We start from the raw sequence: 18652 nt of genomic DNA on the forward strand, positions 1-18652 counted from the left end.
GGTAAAGTAAACTTGTTCCTTATAGTATATTTAATAAAAAACGATATGAAGAAAACAATAATGATATGGTCGGTTCTGGCACTGTTTGCCGGATCTTGTACGGACGATAAGGATGATGTTGTGATTCCGCCTGATTTGCCCGATAACGATATGAATATCAGTATTCCAGATAACAGTGGTTCCGAAGAATGGGTACCGGGAATGGAGTATGCCGCTTATCCCGGAATGCCCGAAAACGATCCGGGTGTAGAAGTGAATGTGTTGGTGATCGATGCAGAAGAACATGGACAGAATATCCTGTACGTGTTGCGCAATGAAGCCTGGCCCTGGGTGATTAGCGATGAAGATAAACAGAACCTTAAACAGAATTTCTTTCCGACTCATGCCGATATAAAATTGCATATTACAGAAAACTATGATGATTTCAACCCCAATCAGGTATCTTGTGATATTGTAAATGCCAGTACTTCGGTTTTCAGCCTCGATGCTGCCAGACGGAATCTGGAGCAGTTCGAAGATCGGGTAAAATTTCCGAAATTCCCACTGGTCATCACCAGTGCAGGGAACGGAAGTAATACGTTTACCCAGGAAGCCTGGGACCTGTGTCTCGAATTGGGTGGTTTGAGCTGGGAAGATCATATCCTGCCTCATTTCGGTTGGGATCCCGAAGGGCCTTTTACGGCCGGGCAAATGGCTTTCTATAAACCCGGGGATGTGGGGGCTGCTTATGTCGTGCAGAATGTCGGTGACAACGGACATTTCAACGATTGGATTGTTGTCGGAAGAGACGACGGTTACGGAAATAAACCCGGACCGATCCTGAAAGAACGCTGGATATGTACCTATTATGCGTTCAATATGATGGATGCTAAAATAGACGGTACCAGTTTTTCCACGCCTTATGTCGTGAAGATTGCTGCTGAAATTAAGCGGCGTGCGCCTCATTACACGAACAACGATATCGCTCAGCTGATCTTTTCTACGGCCGACGACTTAGGTTCACCCGGATGTGACGAGGTATACGGACACGGGCGGATGAATCCCGCTAAGATTTGGGAAGAGTTGACACGCAGAGGATATTGATGAAAGATAAATAAGTTGGATTTCCGGTTGTTCTGTTCCCAATAGCCGGAAATCCAATTTATTTTGTCTTCAAGCATGATGGATCTTTATAACTAATCGGAGATTAGTTTTGCCGAATTACCCGATAAATAAGCGCTATTTTCCAAATAAAGTTCAAAAACAACTTGAGAAACAAAGGAATATACGATCTTTTTATTGAAAATGAGGTGGTTATATACCTAATTTACACCTGCAAACGTAGGTTTATTTCGTTACCAATTCGTCTCCGGTGATCGGAATTGTCGACCATTGGAGCTGGAACGAGTGTCCGGTTAGGTTTTCCGAACGTCCGGCCGGTGGTGTCTGACGAACGTAGTGAGGAGTTCCGCCGGTCAGTGAAGGAAAGCCTTACCGGACCGTTCCAGGCGAACCGGTCTGACGGTATAAAACCCGGAATCGGAATAGAAAGAAAAAAATAAACCTACATTTAGTGTAAACATGTATATGAATACCTAAAATAATTAATTTTACGCTCTGTAAACTCAATAACTCAGTAACTCAATAACTCAGCAACTCTAAATCATGAGCATAACGACGGTATTATTTGATTTCGATGGTGTAGTGGCGGATACGGAGCCGCTCTATGACATTTTCTGGGGACAAATAGCGGAGAAATATCATATCGGTATTCCGGATTTTTCGGCAAAAATAAAAGGGACGACTTTGCAACGGATTTATAAACTCTATTTTTCGGATTATTCTTCCGAAGAACATGAGAAAATCACCCGGGCTTGTGAGGAATACGAAGAAACGATGGATTTTCCGGAAGTAAAGGGGGCTGTTCAGTTTTTGCATATGCTTAAAGCTAAAGGTTTTCGGGTGGGGTTGGTAACCAGTTCTTATCGGATTAAAATGGAGCGTGCTTTAAAGCTCCTGGGCTTAGAGACGGTTTTCGACACGATGGTAACGGCCGACCGGATAACGGCCGGCAAACCCGATCCGATGTGTTATTTACTGGCTGCCCGGGATTTACAGGTAAAGCCCGGGGAATGTGTTGTTTTCGAGGATTCCTTTTCCGGGATACAAGCAGGTACGGCTGCCGGGATGCGGGTGATCGGGGTGGCCACGACGAATCCTGAAAAAGCTATTTGCGATAAGGTTTCGGCTGTCATTCCTGATTTTAGTCAACCGGAAAAGATTTTAGAGTTGTTGTCTTGAAATTTGCTTTAAGTTTATTTAAAAACCAAACTTTTTGCTTTCTCCTTTCGTTGAGTATATACAATACGATAAAAACGAAAGATTATGAAAAGCGAGAATTCAAAACTGTTATTAGGCTTGGGGATTGGAGCACTTGTCGGAGCCGCTGTCGGTTATCTGATGACAGGTGAACATCGCCGGAAACTGGAGGAAGATCTGCGGGAAGTGGGACATGGAATCAAAGATGGTGCCAGGTCGGTATTCTCAAAAGTAAAAGCAAAAACTGAACATGCCGGTTCGAAGTTTGCCGATAAGGCCGGAGAATGGTCCGAAGAGGTGGGCGATAAAGCACAACAATGGGCTGGCAAAGCCGGGGATAAAGCCGAAGAGTGGGCTGAGGCTGCCGGTAATAAAGCTAGTGCTACTGCCGACAACCTTTCTCAGAAAGCAAATGATTTCCGGCAAACGATGGACAACAGGGCTGAGGCTGATGAACAAAAGCAAGCCCAATATGCTGAAAATTACCGGAAAGACGTGAATGATCTGAAAGATCGGGTAAAGAACTCTGAAAAGTCGGCTAACTGATCAGGGAGGTGATGGAGAATGCTGCAGAGAAAATATTTACTGAATTGAAGGAAGATATTTCAACTTATGCCAGGTTGAAACTCCGTCTACTGAAATTAATGGCTATCGAGAGGACTGCTATTGTACTCGCAGTTCTCTCACATAGCCTTATCTTGTTGTTACTGTCTTTTTTTACGGTTCTGTTTCTGTTTGTCGCCTTGGGATGCTATCTGGGGGAATTATTGGATAGTCCGGCACTCGGTTTTCTGATTGTCGGAGGTATTTATCTATTGTTCACTTTGATAGTCTGGGGAATGAAAGATGGAATCCGAATCAGGTTAATGAATACTGTTATCGAAGCTTTGCAAGCGAATGACGATGAAGACGACAAAGATCAATCCCAAAACTCCTCTCGGCCAGGTTATCCTGGAGAAGAGGGAGATCCGACGGCTGTGTCAGGAAACGGAAGAGAAAATTTCCGCTGACTGGCAATATATCCGCTCTCATGCCGGACGGTTGATGTGGTCGGAAATTTCAGCTGTCTTTATGCCATACCGGAGGAATAATGGTGAAAAACAGGGTGGCTTCGGCCTTGCGGGTAATCCGTGGCTCAATATGGCTTGGCAATTGGGAAAACCAATCCTTTACCGCTGGATGGGAGAAGTGGGATGGCAAGTCTTTAAAAGTATGTTCCGTCGTCGGCACGATAAATTCATGTAAATTTCCAATGTAAACCGATACCGGGTCAGATTTTTTTATTTTTCCAGTTTCCCTTTTTCATATACCAACAGGTTAATGAAAACATACAAGCCAGATAAATGTATTCGGTTGTCCAGCAGGTGGCGACATCGGCTTTTAGATAGATTACCAGATAGATCACCGACAGGACATATACTACCAAAGCGATCAGTTCGATAAAAAGTGCCGACCGGGTATTTCCTGTTCCGGATACGGTATTGAATAAAATATTAGCCGGTACACTGACCAGATAGACGAAGATCATCACATAATAGGCCGGTACCGCGCTTTGGATAAGAGCGGAGTTATCCGTATAGATCCGCATAACGCTGTTGGGAAATAAGGCCATCACGAATATCAGAGGGAGGATAAAAACATAGCATAACCGGGACACTTTTTTGAACGTATCCATTACCCTGCCGGAATCTCCGGACCCCATCAGGTTACTTACCAATGAACTGGCGGTAGTGGCGAAAGCACTGACGATAATAAAGAAAAGGGAGGAGATATTCCTTAACACATTGGTAATGGCTAAAGGCCGTTCTCCGAGGTGTTCGACAGCGATAAAAAATAAAAACCAGGTGCTGATAGAAATAAATGCCTGCACCATTGTCCAGATCGAAATACCCAAAATTCGTTTGAGTAAGTGGATTTCTATGCGGTGGAAACGGTAAAGACGATATTTCTGCCGGTCGATCTTCAAGCCGGTGTATACGATAAAAAAGAGCAACGACGTGACTTCTGCAAGGACGGAAGCAATCGCTGCCCCTGCAATTCCTAAAGCAGGAAAACCCAGTTTACCGAATATCAGGATATAGTTGAGCACAACATTCGTACCGACCATCACCAGGGAGTTGGCGGTTAGTGTCCGCGTATCGGCAATTCCGACATAAAAGGCACGAAACATCAACGCCGTAAACGAAAAGAACAAACCGAAAATTCTCCGGTTCATATACTCTAAAGTAGCTTCGTATACCTGTGGCGAGTCGATCAGATGCCGGAGTAGCAAAGGAGAGCCGAAACGGGTAGCAAAAAAGATAAAAGTAGCCAGAAGAAATTGGAATACGAATCCCTGGTTGAACAGCTCGCCGATCGCCGTATAATTTCCTTCTCCGTTTCGCCGGCCGATCATAATCTGTACCCCTGTACTGAAACCGAAACCCAGCATGAAAATGGCCAGATAATAAACTCCTGCCAGGGCTGAAGCTCCCAGTTCTACTTCTCCGACTCTTCCCAAAAAAGCGGTATCTGTCATTCCGATCAGATGTTCCATAAGGACACTGACGAGTATCGGACCTGCAATTTTTAAGATTTGACGATTTGTAAAACGCATATGGATTCTGTTTATATAAAACCAGGCATATTTTTAAAGATCGGACCGGCAAAGATAGCAGAAAATTGTGTATTTTCGTCTGAATCTATCTATTCGTTATTTTATGAAAAGGCGTCTGGTGTTTTTGGTACTCTTGCTTTTTTTGGCGGCAGGCGGAATTTGGTATCTGGTTTTCCGTCAATCCGGTATGTATCGCGTCAGGGAAGGGATTCCTGAAGATGCGGTATTTATTGTCGAGACCCCTTCTTTTAATCGAATACGTGACAAATTATACCGGAATCGGATTTGGGCATCTCTGAAAGCATATCCTTACTTCGAAGAATATCATGCCAATCTGAATCTGGCCGATTCGTTGAGCGAGGTATATCCCGGATTGAGAAAATTACTGACAGACCGCCCTTTTGCGGTGTCCTGCCATTTGGTTTCTGCAACCGATTATGACTTATTGTATGTCTGCGATCTTGGGAAACTGAATGTTATCCAGGCATTCGATGGCTTGGTGGGAGGGGTGCTGGGCGACGGACAAATGAGCAGGAAGGGAGACGTTACCGGGATCAGGATCGGGGAGCTGAAATTATATTATGCGATTAAAGCCAATCTGTTGTTTATCTCCTTTTCTGAAAAATTAGTCACCCGGGCCTGGAAGACTTGTGGGCGACATCCGGCTTTCCAGGAACAAAGCAATACCGGGGATATCCGTCTGGAACTCGAACATACCCGGTTCGAAAAATGGATGAAGATGCTTTGGGGTGAAGCTGCCACCAATGCCGATTCTTCTGCTTTCGAGACGACAGCGTTAGCTTTGCAACTGCAGGATAAAGCGCTTGCCTTTTCGGGGAAAACCTATCCCAGCAGGCATAACTTTTCACTATGGAGTGCTTTAAATCTGGTGGAGGGTAATAAATCGTCGGTCAGAGAGATTATCGGTAATCATGTGGCGGCATACGTATCGGTATGTTACAGTTCGTTCGAAGAGCTTGAGAATATATTGCTGGAAGATTATAAGGTAAATAACCTGAAAGAATTTCAGGGATATGAAAAGACCGTAACCCGCTTGAATAAATTTCTGGGATTGGATCTGGCCGGATTATTCACTTCGTGGATGGGGAATGAAATAGCGATTGTCAAACCGGCAGTCGATCAGGAAAACCGGCTGGATAACCTGATACTGGCCATCCGGGCCAAAGATATCGATCTGGCTAAAGATCAGCTGGCTTATCTGGCTGAACAAATCGGGCGGAAGACCCCTGTGCGTTTCCGGAATATCGATTATAACGGACATACAATCGGTTATCTCAGCCTGAAAGGTTTTTTCAATATGTTTCTGGGGAAATGGTTCAGTAAGTTCGACAAGCCCTACTATACCTTTATCGGCGATTATGTGGTATTCAGTAATTCGTCGTCTACCCTGGCTGCTATGATAAAAGATTATTCCTTGGGGAATACCCTCGTTCAGGACGAAAAATACAATGATCTGATGAGTGAATTGGGTAACCGGAGTAATATATACGGATATGTCAGTTCGCCCGAGACCTACGAATATCTCTTTCGTTCTTTGCCACCGGAAGATCGTGCTGAATTTGTAAAGAATAAGGGGGCTTTTCAGAGTTTCGAGGCCATCGGTTTCACTTTGACCAATGCTGGAAGTGGGTATGAAACGCATTTGGTGGCTATTCACAATGTCGATGCTGCCCGGGATTACGAGATCCGCGAACTCAGTCGGTCACTCGAAAAACAGGCCGACTTGATCGAGTCCGGGTATTATCATGTGGTGATTCCCGATAGCATCGCCGTGAGTACCCGGGGAGATTATGCTTATCGGACTGAGCAACTGGACTATGCCGGCAAACTAAGTAACGGTGACCCGGAAGGCATTTGGAAGATTACCGATCGGCAGGGGCAGGTTGTCGCGCAGTTGCTCTACCGGGAAGGTAAGCTGCAGGGAGAATCCCGTTTTTTCTATCCGGATGGGGTAGTTGCTGTACAGGTGACATACGATAATGGTAAGATTACGGCTTATAAAGAATTTTTTTCCGATGGAACTTTGAAAACCGAGTTGGAGTATAATAGGGGGCTGAGGCACGGTGAGGCCCGTTTCTATTATTCTACCGGCCATCTCTTCGGAGAAGGAAAATATAAGAAAGGACGACGCACAGGAACCTGGAAATATTATAAAGTAACCGGGGAAATAGAAAAAAAATTGAAATTTTAATCCCCGACTAAATAACGCTCTATGACACAGACAAAAAATCCTCATGTACTTGAAACGGAATCCATCGGCAAGTTGTTGATACAATATTCGATACCTGCCATCATTGCGATGACCGTTACGTCTGTGTACAATATCGTAGACAGTATTTTTATCGGACATGGAGTGGGACCTCTGGCTATTTCGGGACTGGCCCTGACTTTTCCGCTGATGAATCTGATTATCGCTTTCAGTACACTCATCGGTGTCGGTGGCGCTGCGATCAGTTCTATTTACTTGGGACAGAAGGATGATCTGAAGGCGACCGAAGTGTTGCATAATGTTTTGATATTATGTATCCTGACAGGGATATGTTTCGGAGGAATCACCTATTATTTCCTGGATGAAATATTGATTTTTTTCGGAGCAAGTACTTCCACCTTACCCTATGCCCGCGATTTTATGCAGGTGTTGCTATTGGGAAATCCTGTTTCTTTTTTATTTATCGGTTTGAACAATGTGATGCGTGCAACGGGGTATCCTAAAAAAGCGATGTTATCGTCCCTGCTGACGGTAGGAGTAAACATCATTCTGGCTCCGATTTTTATCTTCCACCTCGATTGGGGAATCCGGGGAGCTGCGACGGCTACGATCCTGGCGCAGATGGGAGGGCTGGCATGGGTGTTGAACCATTTTCTACATAGTTCCAGCTACATCCATTTTCGAAGAGGGTTTTACCGCTTGAGAAAACATGTCATCATGAGTATTTTCTCGATCGGAATGGCTCCCTTTCTCCTGAATGTGTGTGCCAGTGGGATAGTGATCGTTCTGAATCATAACTTCAAGATTTATGGAGGAGATTTGGCCATCGGTGCTTATGGCATTGTCAACCGGGTGGCTACTTTATTTGTAATGGTGGTGATCGGATTGACGCAAGGAATGCAACCGGTCGTCGGATATAATTTCGGTGCGAGGCATTTTGAACGGGTTCAGAAAACGTTGAAGAAAGTGATCCGGATAGCTGTGACTATTATGGGATTAGGTTGGGTGTGCAGTGAGCTGTTGCCCGGGCATATCGTGGCGATGTTTTCGGACGATGCGGAACTGAATAAATTAGCGGAAGTCGGCCTGCGTATCACCATCTTGTCTTTCCCGATGGTAGGGGCACAGATTGTGATAACTAATTTTTTCCAGTCTATCGGGAAAGCAAAGATTTCTATTCTTTTGTCTTTGGCCCGGCAGTTACTGTTCTTAATCCCCTTGCTTTATACGCTGCCCCATATGGCCGGTTTGGATATTTACGGAGTTTGGGGAAGTATGCCGCTAGCCGATACATTGGCTTTTATAGCTGCTATTCTGACATTACGCTGGTATCTGAAGAAAACCCATGGTCTGCAGACGATAGCTTAATTGCAGGCTGAAACAAAGGGACGGGGGTAATGTTTCATATAAGTGTAAATATGTATATAACAGCCATCTTTTTTAGTAACATGGAAATCAGATAAAAATTATTTACTTGTTTAATAATTGTGTATCTTGCAAGCCCGGAGCAAATTTGCTCCGGGCTAAAAAACTGACAGGATAGAAGGATCTTGCCGATAAGGTAAAAAGAAATGAGACTTTTTAAAAGTAAAGAAAAATTATCCGAGAGTGAGTCTGTGTATTTGGCTGATATAGAACAAAAAATCAAGGCTTACAAAGCGAAGGGATACCGGGTCCCTACCCGTAAAATGATTAAAACGGCGGCCCAGATAAAAGGGATTCGCCGCAGTGCCGCTATCAATACGGCGGTTTTGGATTTGGTGGCTGCCCATATCCATGAAGGTATGACGACGGAAGAAATCGATACATTAGTCTACAATTTTACGATCGCTCACGGAGCTATTCCTGCTCCCTTGAATTATGAGGGATTTCCGAAGAGTGTGTGTACCTCGGTGAACGACGAAGTATGCCACGGTATTCCTTCCAAAGACGTTGTATTGAGAAATGGGGATATTATCAATGTAGATGTTTCTACGATTCTGGATGGTTATTTTTCGGACGCTTCGCGGATGTTTATGATCGGTAAAGTAAGTCCTGAAATGCAGCGTTTGGTGCAGGTAGCCCGAGAATGCCTGGAAGTCGGTTTGCAAGCCGCCCGTCCCTGGGGCTTCCTGGGGGATATCGGAGCTGCCGTTCAAGAACATGCTGAAGGCAATGGGTATTCTGTCGTACGGGAATTCGGCGGGCATGGGGTGGGACTCAAATTTCATGAAGATCCTTTTGTCAGCCATGTCGGACGCCGCGGTACCGGTGTTTTGCTGGTACCGGGAATGGTATTTACTATCGAACCGATGATCAATATGGGATCCCGCAAAATTTTTATCGATGCCGATAACGACTGGACGGTATTGACAGACGACGGTATGCCTTCTGCACAATGGGAGTATACGGTGCTGATCACCGATACCGGGGCGGAGATCATCACCGGATAGATCAGAGATAACGGATTATTTCTTCCGGACGGTCTACAATATGACAGGCTCCGTTTTCTGTCAGTTCCTGACGGGGACGGAAGCCCCAGCTGACGCCGATGGAAGTGATGCCACTGCGCCGGGCTGTTTGCATATCTACCCCCGAATCTCCGATATACAACGCATCCGCAGGAGTTATTCCGGTTAGGTGTAAGATCTCGTAGACAATTGCCGGATCGGGTTTTGCAGGTATGTGCCCGCGTTGTCCCAGTACAACCTTGAAAAGATCCGTGCCGAAATAATGCCGGATCAGCTCGACGGTCCCCTGATGATATTTATTGGAAGCAACAGCAAGCTGTATGCCTTTGGCCGATAAGTGTGACAATAATTCCGGGATACCCGGATAAGGGCGGGTCAGGTCTGTCTTGTGTCGCTGATAATAGCCTACAAATTCTTCCCGTAACTGCAGGATAGCCGGTTCACAGCGTTCCGCTTCGGGTAAAGCCCGTTCGATCAATTTTGTAATACCGTTTCCGACAAAATAGCGATAAGCCGGCAATTCATGTTCCGGATAGCCATGTTGCCGGAGAGCATAGTTGGCACTTACAGCGAGATCGTCGATGGTATTCAGTAGCGTCCCGTCTAAATCGAATATAACCAGTTTTTTATTCATCTTGTTTTCAATTCTTTATACATCATTTCATAAGTAGGTACAGGAAGGTGGAGGGCTTTACCGCTTTCAACCACATAACCGGTCAGCGTTTCTAATTCTGTCGGTTTGTGCTTCCTGAAATCCGTATGCATCGAAGTGGTGGCGTCATAAGGCATTTTCTCCTGGTCGGCAATGACTTGCCGGATCATATCTTGAGGTAGATGTATCCCCTGGGCCTGTGCTACTGCATAAAGTTCTTCGCCCAGCTTTTCATAACCGGAACGATGAAATTCGAGTACTTCTCCTATGCTTTGATCGTAGTATGAAGTGAGGGTGGCACTCAGAGAGATCAGAAAGAATTTTCTCCAGATCCGGTCGTGTATGTCTGCGGGATTTAAAGCTGAGATACCTGCCCGGCTCATCAATTGCAGCAATTCGGCCTGACGCAGACGGTTGCCTTCCGGATCACCGAACCAAAGCCGGTCCTGCTCTGTAAATTTACTGACTGTTCCCGGAGCCGAAAGCCGGGCTCCGATATACACACAACCGTACCAAACCTGGTGTCCCGGGACTAGCCGCCGGATTTCTTCCGTAATATTCGCTCCGTTTAATAAAGGAATAATAACGGTCGACGGCCCGATAAGAGGACGTATTTCTTCAAGATTTCCGGCTAAATCATAGCTTTTGGTGGTACAGAACAGATAGTCGACCGGGCCGATGTCCTTCGGAGAATGAGTCGCAAGGGTCGGATGGGCGATGATTTCCTCGTGCAGAGTCTGAATTTTCAGTCCTTCGCGTGAAATGACTTCCAGATTTTCCCCCCTCGAAATAAAGTAAATTTTAATGTTTTCTGATTGCTGGTAAAAATGAGCCAGTTTGCCCCCATAGTAACCCCCGACACCGCCGATCCCTGAAAATGCAATTTTAATCTCCATACTATTTTCTTTCCGATTCGACTCCAAAAGTATGTTTTTTGTCAGAAAGATCAAAAATGAGGGGGAATTAAATAATTGTAACGAATAAGTGACAGAATGATTCTATGATAAAGGATCCTGAGGGTGCTTTGTTTATGGCCCTATGTTGGCCGCCGGGGACTGTGTAAGTCCCGCGGACAAGGCGCCCGCAGGATCGAAGACTTTATAAGCTAAAACGTTATGCCGAAGCTGAACATACCGATGTGTTCGTAAACTGTGCTGAGCAGGCCTAATATCAGAATACCTGCCGTGCAGACAATCAGGCTGAGACGGGTATAGATATCGGAACGGACAGGGGCGATAGCCTCTTCGGTTTTGTTGATAAACATGGCTTTGACAACCAGCAGATAGTAATAGAGGGAAATGATCGTATTCAGCAGGGCGATGAATACCAATACATAAAATCCCTGTTCGGCTGCGGCGGCAAAGATGAAAAATTTACTGAAAAAACCGGCAAACGGAGGAATCCCTGCTAAAGAGAATAAAGCCAGCATCATGACGATACTTAACTTCGGATTCGTGGAATACAGACCGTTGTAGTCGTCGATCGTGATCTTGCCTGTCCGGTTTTCGATGATGGCGATTACCCCGAAAGCAGCCAGATTGGAGATCATATACACCAGAATATAATATACCAGTGACGTCATCCCGATAGCGCTTCCGCTGATCACTCCCAGCATAATATATCCGGCTTGTGAAACCGAAGAATAAGCCAGAAAGCGCTTCAAATTCTGCTGGCGGATGGCAAACAGGTTGGCTACGGTGATGGTGGCGATAATGATTACATACAGGATTGCCTGCCATTCTGTCACCAGATTACCGAATACTTTAAATAATAGAGTCATCAGTACGAAAGCTGCAGACCCTTTGGAAATTACCGAAAAATAAGAAGTCACCGTAGTCGGTGCACCTTCATAAACGTCGGGTGTCCATTGGTGGAAAGGCACCAGTGAAATCTTAAAAAACAATCCCACGATAAAAAATCCGAAGGCCATATATTGGAGCGGATTCCCTGAAATTCCTGCCGGTATGTCGGCAAAATAAAGTGTACCGACCGTCCCGTAGATCAGGGAAATACCGTAAAGCGACAATCCTGAAGCGAAAGTAGCCGAGAGAATATATTTAGCCCCGGCTTCTGCCGACTGGTGTTTGTATTTGTCGAATGCAGACAACACGGCCATCGGTATAGAGGCTGTCTCCAGACCGATGAAGAATAACAGAAAATTGCCCGCAGAAATCATGAAATACATACCCAGCAAGGAGGAGAACAGAATCAGGTAAAATTCTCCCCGGCGGATCAGTACCGACTCGCTGTTTACCCAATTGTAAGCCTGGAGCAGGACAATAAGCGTACCTGTGTTCAGGATAGTTTTTACGATCGAACCGATGGGGGTGCACACATACATCCCTCCGAAAGCCTCTGCCGTCCCGGCAGGAAAAAGATTCAGCAGTGTATGGGCCAGAAACAATACACAGGCTACCGGATGAAAATATTTCAGGCTTTTCTGAGAGCCGAACAAGTCGTATACCAGCAGGATCAACATGACGGCGATCAGTGAAAGCTCTTCTTTTAGGAACAGAAAATTAGAATATCCCATATTTAATAATTTTACGATTTACGATATCTTAAAACGGCCACAATCCGTTTAAACTTTCCCGGATCATATCCGATATCCACAACGGAGCCAGCCCTATCCCTGCAATGGCAAGGATCAGGACGATGACTGAAAAACGTTCGTACCATACGGCATCGGTCAGTTGCAGGTGGTGTTCGTCAACCACTTTACCATAGAGTAGTTTACCGACAACCCGTAGGATATAGACGGCAGTGATCACAATCGAAGTGCAGGCCAGGATAGTCATCACCCGGTGGAATACATCGGCATGCTGAAAGGAACCGACAAAAATAGTCATCTCGGCTACAAAACCGCTTAGACCGGGAAGTCCTAATGAAGCCAAACCGGCGATCACGTAGCAGGTCCCCAGGAAGGGGATGATTTTCATCAGGCCTCCCATTTCCCGGATATCCCGGGTATGGGTCCGTCCGTAAATCATACCGATCAATGCGAAGAACAATGCTGTCATCAGTCCATGGCTCAGCATCTGCATAATGGCTCCTGTCACGGCCGTTTGATTAAGCATCAGGATTGCGAATAATACCAGACCGCAATGGCTGACCGAAGAATACGCATTGATGTATTTCAGGTCGGTTTGGACGATAGCCGAATAAGCACCGTAAACCACACTGATACCCGTCAGGATAATGAATATCCACGAAAGTTCTTTAGCTGCTTCGGGCATAAGGCAAATGGCCACCCGGAAACAACCGTAGCCTCCCAGTTTCATCAGCACGCCGGCGTGAAGCATCGACACCGCTGTGGGCGCTGAAGCATGACCGTCGGGACTCCAGGTGTGGAAAGGAAAGAGAGCTCCCAGTACACCAAAACCGATAAAGGTAAGCGGGAAGAACCACCGTTGCAATTCGTCCGGAATATGCTGACGCGCAATGTCAAGAATGTTCATGCTTGTCGCTCCCGAATTGAAATAGATACCCAATATCCCGACGAGCAGCAGGGCCGAACCACCCATCAGCATCAGGGTCAGCTTCATGGCTGCATATTCTTTTTTACCGGTGCCCCAAACTCCGATCAACAGGTACATCGGGATGAGGGCGATCTCATAAAACATAAACATGGTGAAGAGGTCGGTGGAGATGAAAAAACCGAAGACACCGATACTCAACAGACAAAACCACATAAAGTATTCCCGGGGCAAGAGTTCCATTTTCCACGAAGTGAATATGCCGGTGAATACGATAATGGAAGATAATAATAACATAGCGACCGAAATGCCGTCGACCCCCACCGAATAATGAATATGAAACGGGGCATACCACACGCTGCTGGCGGTGAAAAGCATTTCTGCCGTATTTCCGCTGTTCCTTTCTCCCAGAAACAATACTGTCAGTGCTACGGCAAGAAGCAGCAAGAGGGAAGCTCCTGTCGCACAAACTGCACGAATTTGTTTGATGTCCGATGCCAAAAGTAAACCTCCTAACATCAAAACCGGGATCAGAACGAATAAGGATAAGAAATTCATAATGTTCAATTTTATAATTTACGATCCTATATCAACACCACTAATAAAACAAGCAATAAAGTGCCCACCAGGAAAACAAAAGCATACTGTTGGATTTGTCCCGACTGTAATCCGCGGATAGCGTACGACACCCGTTGGGTAATATAGGCCATTCCGTTCATGGTACCGTCGATGATGTGGCGGTCGAACCAGGCGATCGGGCGGGATACACCGTTGAAAATGATTCGTTTGGTAATAAACAGGTAAAACTCGTCGATGTAAAAACGGTGATAGGCTGCTTTATAGAAATGGGCATACATATGTTGCAGCCGGTCGGGAATATCGCACTTCGATTTGTAAAAGAAAGTGGCGATACCGATGGCGATTAAAGCGATTATAATGCTGGGAATGGCGACACTCCAATCCAGGTGGATGTGGTAAACCAATCCGTCGCTGCTCACAAAATGCCCGAACGGGATGAAACCTGCAAAAAGTGTGATCGCGGCAAGGATCATCAGGGGAATGGTCATCGAGCGGGGAGCTTCGTGGGGAGTATGTGCGTACTGTGACGGAGTGCCCCAGAAGATATTGTAGTAGAGCCGGAACATGTAAAAGGCTGTCAGACCGGCAATAAAACTCATCAGGATACCGAAATTCGGGTTGAAATCGAAAACGGCTGTCAGAATCTCGTCTTTACTGAAAAATCCGGAAAAAGGAGGAATTCCCGATATGGCCAGACAAGCGACGAGGAAGGTCAGATGCGTAAAAGGCATATATTTACGCAGACCACCCATGCGGCTCATTTCATTGCTGCCGATGGTATGGATGATGGCTCCTGCGCAAAGGAAGAGCAGGGCTTTGAACATGGCATGTGTGAAAAGGTGGAACATCGAAGCCATATAGCCGAGTCCCTGATGGCCTCCCATACCCGAGACTCCGAGCGCAACCATCATGAAACCGATCTGAGAGATGGTAGAAAAAGCCAGTACCCGTTTGATATCGGTTTGTACGCAGGCTACTACGGCTGCATACAACGAAGTAAAAGCCCCCACATAACCGATGCCGACCAACACATCCGGGGCTGCACTGACGTATACAGGGAACAGACGGGCCACGAGAAAAACGCCGGCAACCACCATCGTTGCTGCATGAATCAGAGCCGATACCGGGGTAGGACCTTCCATCGCGTCCGGTAACCAGATGTGTAATGGGAACATTGCCGATTTTCCGGCACCACCGATGAATATCAGAGCCAAGGCCCAGCTCATCACGGAAGCTCCCATGAAAGTGACACCTGCAGCTCCTGCAAAAACGGAAGCATCACCGGAAGTCAACAATTCGAAGCTGAATGTCTTGGTGAAATACGACAGCAACAGAATGCCCAGTAAAAAGCCCAGGTCGGCAAAACGGGTGACGATAAACGCTTTTTTCGAAGCTGCGATGGCTTCGGGTTTTGTATAGTAGAATCCGATCAGCAGGTAGGAAGAAACACCCACCAGCTCCCAGAAAATATACATCTGGAAAATATTGGGAGCTACTACCAGACCTAACATAGAAAAGGTGAACAAGGATAGAAAAGCGTAGTAACGCTGAAAACCGCGTTCGCCTTTCATATAGCCCATACTATAAATATGTACCATCAGCGATACTGTTGTGATGACCACCAGCATCATGACAGAAATCGGATCCAGCAATATACCCAGATCGATGTGGAGGGCTTCTGTGAAACGCAGCCATTCGAAATCGACAGGCATTATCCGGGCAAATACTCCGTCTACCCGGGGAGCTGAAAAATAAAGTCCTGCAGTGATATAGGCCAGGCCTGTTGTGACAGCCAGAGAGAGGCTGCCGATATAGCCGGCTGTGTTCGGACGGAGTTTCATCCCGAATAATCCGAGCACCAGGAAAGTGAGCATCGGAAGCAGGAGGATCGATATTGTATATTCCATAATCTGAAGTTTAGTCTTTCAATTTATTTAAATTCTTCACCTGAATATTCCGGATGTTCCGGTATATATTGATAATGATTGCTATGGCCACTGCTGTTTCACAGGCCGATATTCCGATAGCGAACAGGGTGAAGAAAAAACCTTCCAGTTGGTCCGGGAATAAAAAACGGTTGAAAGCCACAAAATTGATATCTACAGAATTCAGAATCAATTCAATAGAAATCAATACCGCTAACATATTCCTGCGGGTCATAAATCCGTAGATTCCGGCGAAAAACATGATCGTGCTGATCACCAGATAATATTCCATCGTTATTTCCATACTATTCAATTTTCATGTTTAACGTTTCCGGGCGATCAGGATACCCCCGATAATACAAGCCAACAACAAAACACTGATTACCTCGAAAGGTAACAGATACTGGTATTTCTCCGTCCCCATCAAAGCGGTTCCGATCACTTTCTGGTTGATCTCACCGGGTACGAAATGCGATACCGGGAACGAGTGGGTAAGTGTGATGAAGATACAGAGGGCTGCACCTCCTACCGCAGCCAGTATGCCGGCAAAAAATTTGCTGTTTTTGATCTTGTCGGCTTTCTTATTGTCGGAACTGGTCAGAAGAATCGAGAATACGTATAATACAATGATACCTCCGGCATATACAGTCAGCTGTACAGCTCCCAAAAAGGAATAGTTCAACTCGAAATATATACCTGCCGTAGCAAATAACACGAACAGCAGATAAGTCGCCGAACGCAATATCCGCTTCGTGGTGACGGTCAGTATGGAGCAGACGACGATCACTGCTGCCAAAAATAAAAAGACCGCTTGGGGGAGAGTTATATTCATAAGATTTCTTTTATAATATACTTAATTCAATCTTTTGCCGGTCAGGCTTCATTTTTGGTTTCCAACCTGGAACCTTCGTGGTTTAGTTGGAGTACCAGTTTCTCACGGGTAAAAACGGCGTGTTCGTAGGTCGGGATAAAAGTAATGGCCTGATGGGGACAGCTCCGCACACATAGCTGGCAATACAGACAGCTACCGTGGTCATACAGATACCGCACCAGTACCTTTTTCTTTTTTCCGTCTTCGGTAGTTACCATTTCCGATTCGACACGGATGGTATCGTTCGGACAATTCATTTCACAGATACCACAGGCGACGCAATGGTGTTCGTTGCGTTCGTTGTGGGGCATCGTCAGCTCACCCCGGAAACGGTCGAACATTTTCAGGGTAGCCCGGTTCTCCGGATATTTTTCAGTAGTCTTGGGGGTGAAAAATTCCCGGAGGGTAATGCTCATTCCTTTCAGTAATGAACCTAAACCATTGAAAAATGAACTGAAATATTCTTGTGTACTTCTCATAAATCTTGCTAAAAATGTAATTTGAATACCACCACAAAGACCATCAGGAACAGGTTACACAAATTAATGGGCAACAGGTATTTCCATTCCAGTGTCAGCAACTGGTCGATACGCAGGCGGGGGAATGTCCATTTAAACCACATGATGATAAATACCATAACGGCACTTTTTCCCAGAAACCAAAAGATCGAAGGGATGTAGTCCATCACGGTGTTGAAATTTTCCCAACCCGGTATATGTAAAGGCATCCAGCCGCCCCAGAATAAGGTAGTCGCTACGGCTGCCACAATAAACATATTGACGAATTCGGCCACGTAGAAGAAACCGAAGTGCATGCCCGAATATTCGGTATGGTAACCTGCTGTCAGTTCCGATTCGGCTTCGGGTAAGTCGAAGGGACCGCGGTTGGTTTCTGCCGTACCTGCGATCAGATAGACGATAAAAGCGATTAAAGCCGGGAGATGGCCTTTAAAGATAAACCAGCCGTCTGCCTGGCTTTCGACAATCGTCGAGAGCTGCATGCTGCCGGTAAGCACTACCATCGTCAGGATCGATAACCCGATCGATAGCTCGTAGCTGATCATCTGGGCTCCGCTTCGCATGGCCCCGATCAGGGAGAATTTGTTGTTACTGGCCCAACCTGCCAGCAAAATACCGACAATACCGATGGAGGATACTGCGATCAGGAAAAATATCCCGACATTGAAATCGATAATCTCCAGCCCTTTGGCAAAAGGTATACAGCTAAAAGCCAATAAAGAGGCTATGATGACAATGTAAGGAGCCAGGTTGAACAGAAAACGGTCTACATGATTGATCTCGATGATCTCCTTGATCAGCATCTTGATCATATCGGTGACAGTTTGTATCATTCCGAAAGGACCTACCCGGTTCGGACCCAGACGGCATTGGAAGAAAGCACAGACTTTCCGCTCTGCATAAATCAGGCCGAGTGCCATGACTGCATAAGCGACCAATAAACAGACACCGACCAGGACAAATTCAGTGGTGGTGACCAGCGAGGCGGGCAGATATTGGTGTAGGGTGGCGTCGACCCATTGTGTTACTACTCTAAAATCAAACATATCTTATTCTC

General features: G+C 45.9%; 17 protein-coding genes. 7 read left to right on the forward strand and 10 right to left on the reverse strand.

Translation table 11 applies throughout. The features are described from left to right. The first annotated feature begins 45 nt into the window (after positions 1 to 45). From WS42_RS08970 to WS42_RS08990, 4 genes are all read left to right on the forward strand, one after another. Complete coding sequence (locus WS42_RS08970; protein ID WP_181574436.1) at positions 46 to 1083, forward strand: S8 family serine peptidase; 1038 nt, start codon at positions 46 to 48, stop codon at positions 1081 to 1083. Positions 1084 to 1644: 561 nt separating this feature from the next. Continuing rightward, positions 1645 to 2280, forward strand: a complete 636-nt coding sequence (locus tag WS42_RS08980) for an HAD family hydrolase (RefSeq protein WP_046402597.1) — start codon at positions 1645 to 1647, stop codon at positions 2278 to 2280. 84 nt (positions 2281 to 2364) lie between these two features. After that, positions 2365 to 2844: a YtxH domain-containing protein gene (locus WS42_RS08985; RefSeq protein WP_046402598.1), complete on the forward strand. Its 480-nt coding sequence runs from the start codon at positions 2365 to 2367 to the stop codon at positions 2842 to 2844. A gap of 11 nt (positions 2845 to 2855) precedes the next feature. Then, positions 2856 to 3308 (forward strand): hypothetical protein, encoded by a 453-nt coding sequence (locus tag WS42_RS08990; protein WP_113028653.1) that lies wholly within the window; start codon positions 2856 to 2858, stop codon positions 3306 to 3308. Between the two features lie 260 nt (positions 3309 to 3568). Here the strand turns inward: WS42_RS08990 and WS42_RS08995 are convergent, their stop codons facing one another. Further along, positions 3569 to 4894, reverse strand: coding sequence for an MATE family efflux transporter (locus tag WS42_RS08995; protein ID WP_046402600.1), 1326 nt, complete (start codon positions 4892 to 4894; stop codon positions 3569 to 3571). A 103-nt stretch (positions 4895 to 4997) separates the two neighbouring features. Between WS42_RS08995 and WS42_RS09000 the strand changes: the two genes are divergently transcribed. From WS42_RS09000 to map, 3 genes are all read left to right on the forward strand, one after another. Then, positions 4998 to 7106: a DUF3352 domain-containing protein gene (locus WS42_RS09000; protein ID WP_046405367.1), complete on the forward strand. Its 2109-nt coding sequence runs from the start codon at positions 4998 to 5000 to the stop codon at positions 7104 to 7106. 21 nt (positions 7107 to 7127) lie between these two features. Then, the gene (locus WS42_RS09005) at positions 7128 to 8492 is read left to right on the forward strand and encodes an MATE family efflux transporter (RefSeq protein ID WP_046451002.1); all 1365 of its coding nucleotides are present in this window, start codon (positions 7128 to 7130) and stop codon (positions 8490 to 8492) included. A 203-nt stretch (positions 8493 to 8695) separates the two neighbouring features. After that, a complete protein-coding gene (map, locus tag WS42_RS09010; protein ID WP_022161440.1) occupies positions 8696 to 9556 on the forward strand; it encodes a type I methionyl aminopeptidase in 861 nt (286 codons plus the stop codon). Between the two features lies 1 nt (position 9557). Here the strand turns inward: map and WS42_RS09015 are convergent, their stop codons facing one another. The 9 genes from WS42_RS09015 to nuoH all read right to left on the reverse strand — a co-directional run bounded on the left by WS42_RS09015 (position 9558) and on the right by nuoH (position 18641). Further along, a complete protein-coding gene (locus tag WS42_RS09015; RefSeq protein WP_046451003.1) occupies positions 9558 to 10208 on the reverse strand; it encodes an HAD family hydrolase in 651 nt (216 codons plus the stop codon). After that, on the reverse strand, positions 10205 to 11122 hold the full coding sequence (locus tag WS42_RS09020) for a ketopantoate reductase family protein (RefSeq protein WP_046451004.1): 918 nt from the start codon (positions 11120 to 11122) through the stop codon (positions 10205 to 10207). The genes WS42_RS09015 and WS42_RS09020 overlap by 4 nt, the downstream gene beginning before the upstream one ends. A 209-nt stretch (positions 11123 to 11331) precedes the next feature. After that, the gene (locus WS42_RS09025) at positions 11332 to 12759 is read right to left on the reverse strand and encodes an NADH-quinone oxidoreductase subunit N (protein ID WP_013611702.1); all 1428 of its coding nucleotides are present in this window, start codon (positions 12757 to 12759) and stop codon (positions 11332 to 11334) included. Between the two features lie 28 nt (positions 12760 to 12787). Next, the gene (locus tag WS42_RS09030) at positions 12788 to 14260 is read right to left on the reverse strand and encodes a complex I subunit 4 family protein (protein WP_013611701.1); all 1473 of its coding nucleotides are present in this window, start codon (positions 14258 to 14260) and stop codon (positions 12788 to 12790) included. Between the two features lie 26 nt (positions 14261 to 14286). Beyond that, positions 14287 to 16188: an NADH-quinone oxidoreductase subunit L gene (nuoL, locus tag WS42_RS09035; RefSeq protein WP_013611700.1), complete on the reverse strand. Its 1902-nt coding sequence runs from the start codon at positions 16186 to 16188 to the stop codon at positions 14287 to 14289. A 10-nt stretch (positions 16189 to 16198) separates the two neighbouring features. Continuing rightward, positions 16199 to 16498, reverse strand: a complete 300-nt coding sequence (gene nuoK / locus WS42_RS09040) for an NADH-quinone oxidoreductase subunit NuoK (RefSeq protein WP_041557249.1) — start codon at positions 16496 to 16498, stop codon at positions 16199 to 16201. Positions 16499 to 16528: 30 nt separating this feature from the next. Beyond that, the gene (locus WS42_RS09045) at positions 16529 to 17038 is read right to left on the reverse strand and encodes an NADH-quinone oxidoreductase subunit J family protein (RefSeq protein WP_013611698.1); all 510 of its coding nucleotides are present in this window, start codon (positions 17036 to 17038) and stop codon (positions 16529 to 16531) included. A gap of 41 nt (positions 17039 to 17079) precedes the next feature. Further along, positions 17080 to 17556: a 4Fe-4S binding protein gene (locus tag WS42_RS09050; RefSeq protein WP_013611697.1), complete on the reverse strand. Its 477-nt coding sequence runs from the start codon at positions 17554 to 17556 to the stop codon at positions 17080 to 17082. Positions 17557 to 17564: 8 nt separating this feature from the next. Further along, a complete protein-coding gene (gene nuoH / locus WS42_RS09055) occupies positions 17565 to 18641 on the reverse strand; it encodes an NADH-quinone oxidoreductase subunit NuoH (RefSeq protein WP_013611696.1) in 1077 nt (358 codons plus the stop codon). Positions 18642 to 18652: the final 11 nt, after the last annotated feature.

Origin of the sequence: Odoribacter sp. N54.MGS-14, assembly GCF_000980295.1 — a bacterium.
Classification (GTDB): Bacteria; Bacteroidota; Bacteroidia; order Bacteroidales; family Marinifilaceae; genus Odoribacter; species Odoribacter splanchnicus.

Excerpts from the sequence above, each read along its gene's own strand:
- map (WP_022161440.1), top strand. The coding sequence starts at position 8,696 with ATGAGACTTTTTAAAAGTAAAGAAAAATTATCCGAGAGTGAGTCTGTG.
- WS42_RS09025 (WP_013611702.1), bottom strand. The coding sequence starts at position 12,759 with ATGGGATATTCTAATTTTCTGTTCCTAAAAGAAGAGCTTTCACTGATC.
- WS42_RS09030 (WP_013611701.1), bottom strand. The coding sequence starts at position 14,260 with ATGAATTTCTTATCCTTATTCGTTCTGATCCCGGTTTTGATGTTAGGA.
- WS42_RS08980 (WP_046402597.1), top strand. The coding sequence starts at position 1,645 with ATGAGCATAACGACGGTATTATTTGATTTCGATGGTGTAGTGGCGGAT.
- WS42_RS09015 (WP_046451003.1), bottom strand. The coding sequence starts at position 10,208 with ATGAATAAAAAACTGGTTATATTCGATTTAGACGGGACGCTACTGAAT.
- WS42_RS08970 (WP_181574436.1), top strand. The coding sequence starts at position 46 with ATGAAGAAAACAATAATGATATGGTCGGTTCTGGCACTGTTTGCCGGA.
- nuoK (WP_041557249.1), bottom strand. The coding sequence starts at position 16,498 with ATGGAATATTATCTGGTGATCAGCACGATCATGTTTTTCGCCGGAATC.
- nuoH (WP_013611696.1), bottom strand. The coding sequence starts at position 18,641 with ATGTTTGATTTTAGAGTAGTAACACAATGGGTCGACGCCACCCTACAC.
- WS42_RS09020 (WP_046451004.1), bottom strand. The coding sequence starts at position 11,122 with ATGGAGATTAAAATTGCATTTTCAGGGATCGGCGGTGTCGGGGGTTAC.
- WS42_RS08995 (WP_046402600.1), bottom strand. The coding sequence starts at position 4,894 with ATGCGTTTTACAAATCGTCAAATCTTAAAAATTGCAGGTCCGATACTC.
- WS42_RS09005 (WP_046451002.1), top strand. The coding sequence starts at position 7,128 with ATGACACAGACAAAAAATCCTCATGTACTTGAAACGGAATCCATCGGC.
- WS42_RS08990 (WP_113028653.1), top strand. The coding sequence starts at position 2,856 with ATGGAGAATGCTGCAGAGAAAATATTTACTGAATTGAAGGAAGATATT.
- nuoL (WP_013611700.1), bottom strand. The coding sequence starts at position 16,188 with ATGGAATATACAATATCGATCCTCCTGCTTCCGATGCTCACTTTCCTG.
- WS42_RS09045 (WP_013611698.1), bottom strand. The coding sequence starts at position 17,038 with ATGAATATAACTCTCCCCCAAGCGGTCTTTTTATTTTTGGCAGCAGTG.
- WS42_RS08985 (WP_046402598.1), top strand. The coding sequence starts at position 2,365 with ATGAAAAGCGAGAATTCAAAACTGTTATTAGGCTTGGGGATTGGAGCA.
- WS42_RS09050 (WP_013611697.1), bottom strand. The coding sequence starts at position 17,556 with ATGAGAAGTACACAAGAATATTTCAGTTCATTTTTCAATGGTTTAGGT.
- WS42_RS09000 (WP_046405367.1), top strand. The coding sequence starts at position 4,998 with ATGAAAAGGCGTCTGGTGTTTTTGGTACTCTTGCTTTTTTTGGCGGCA.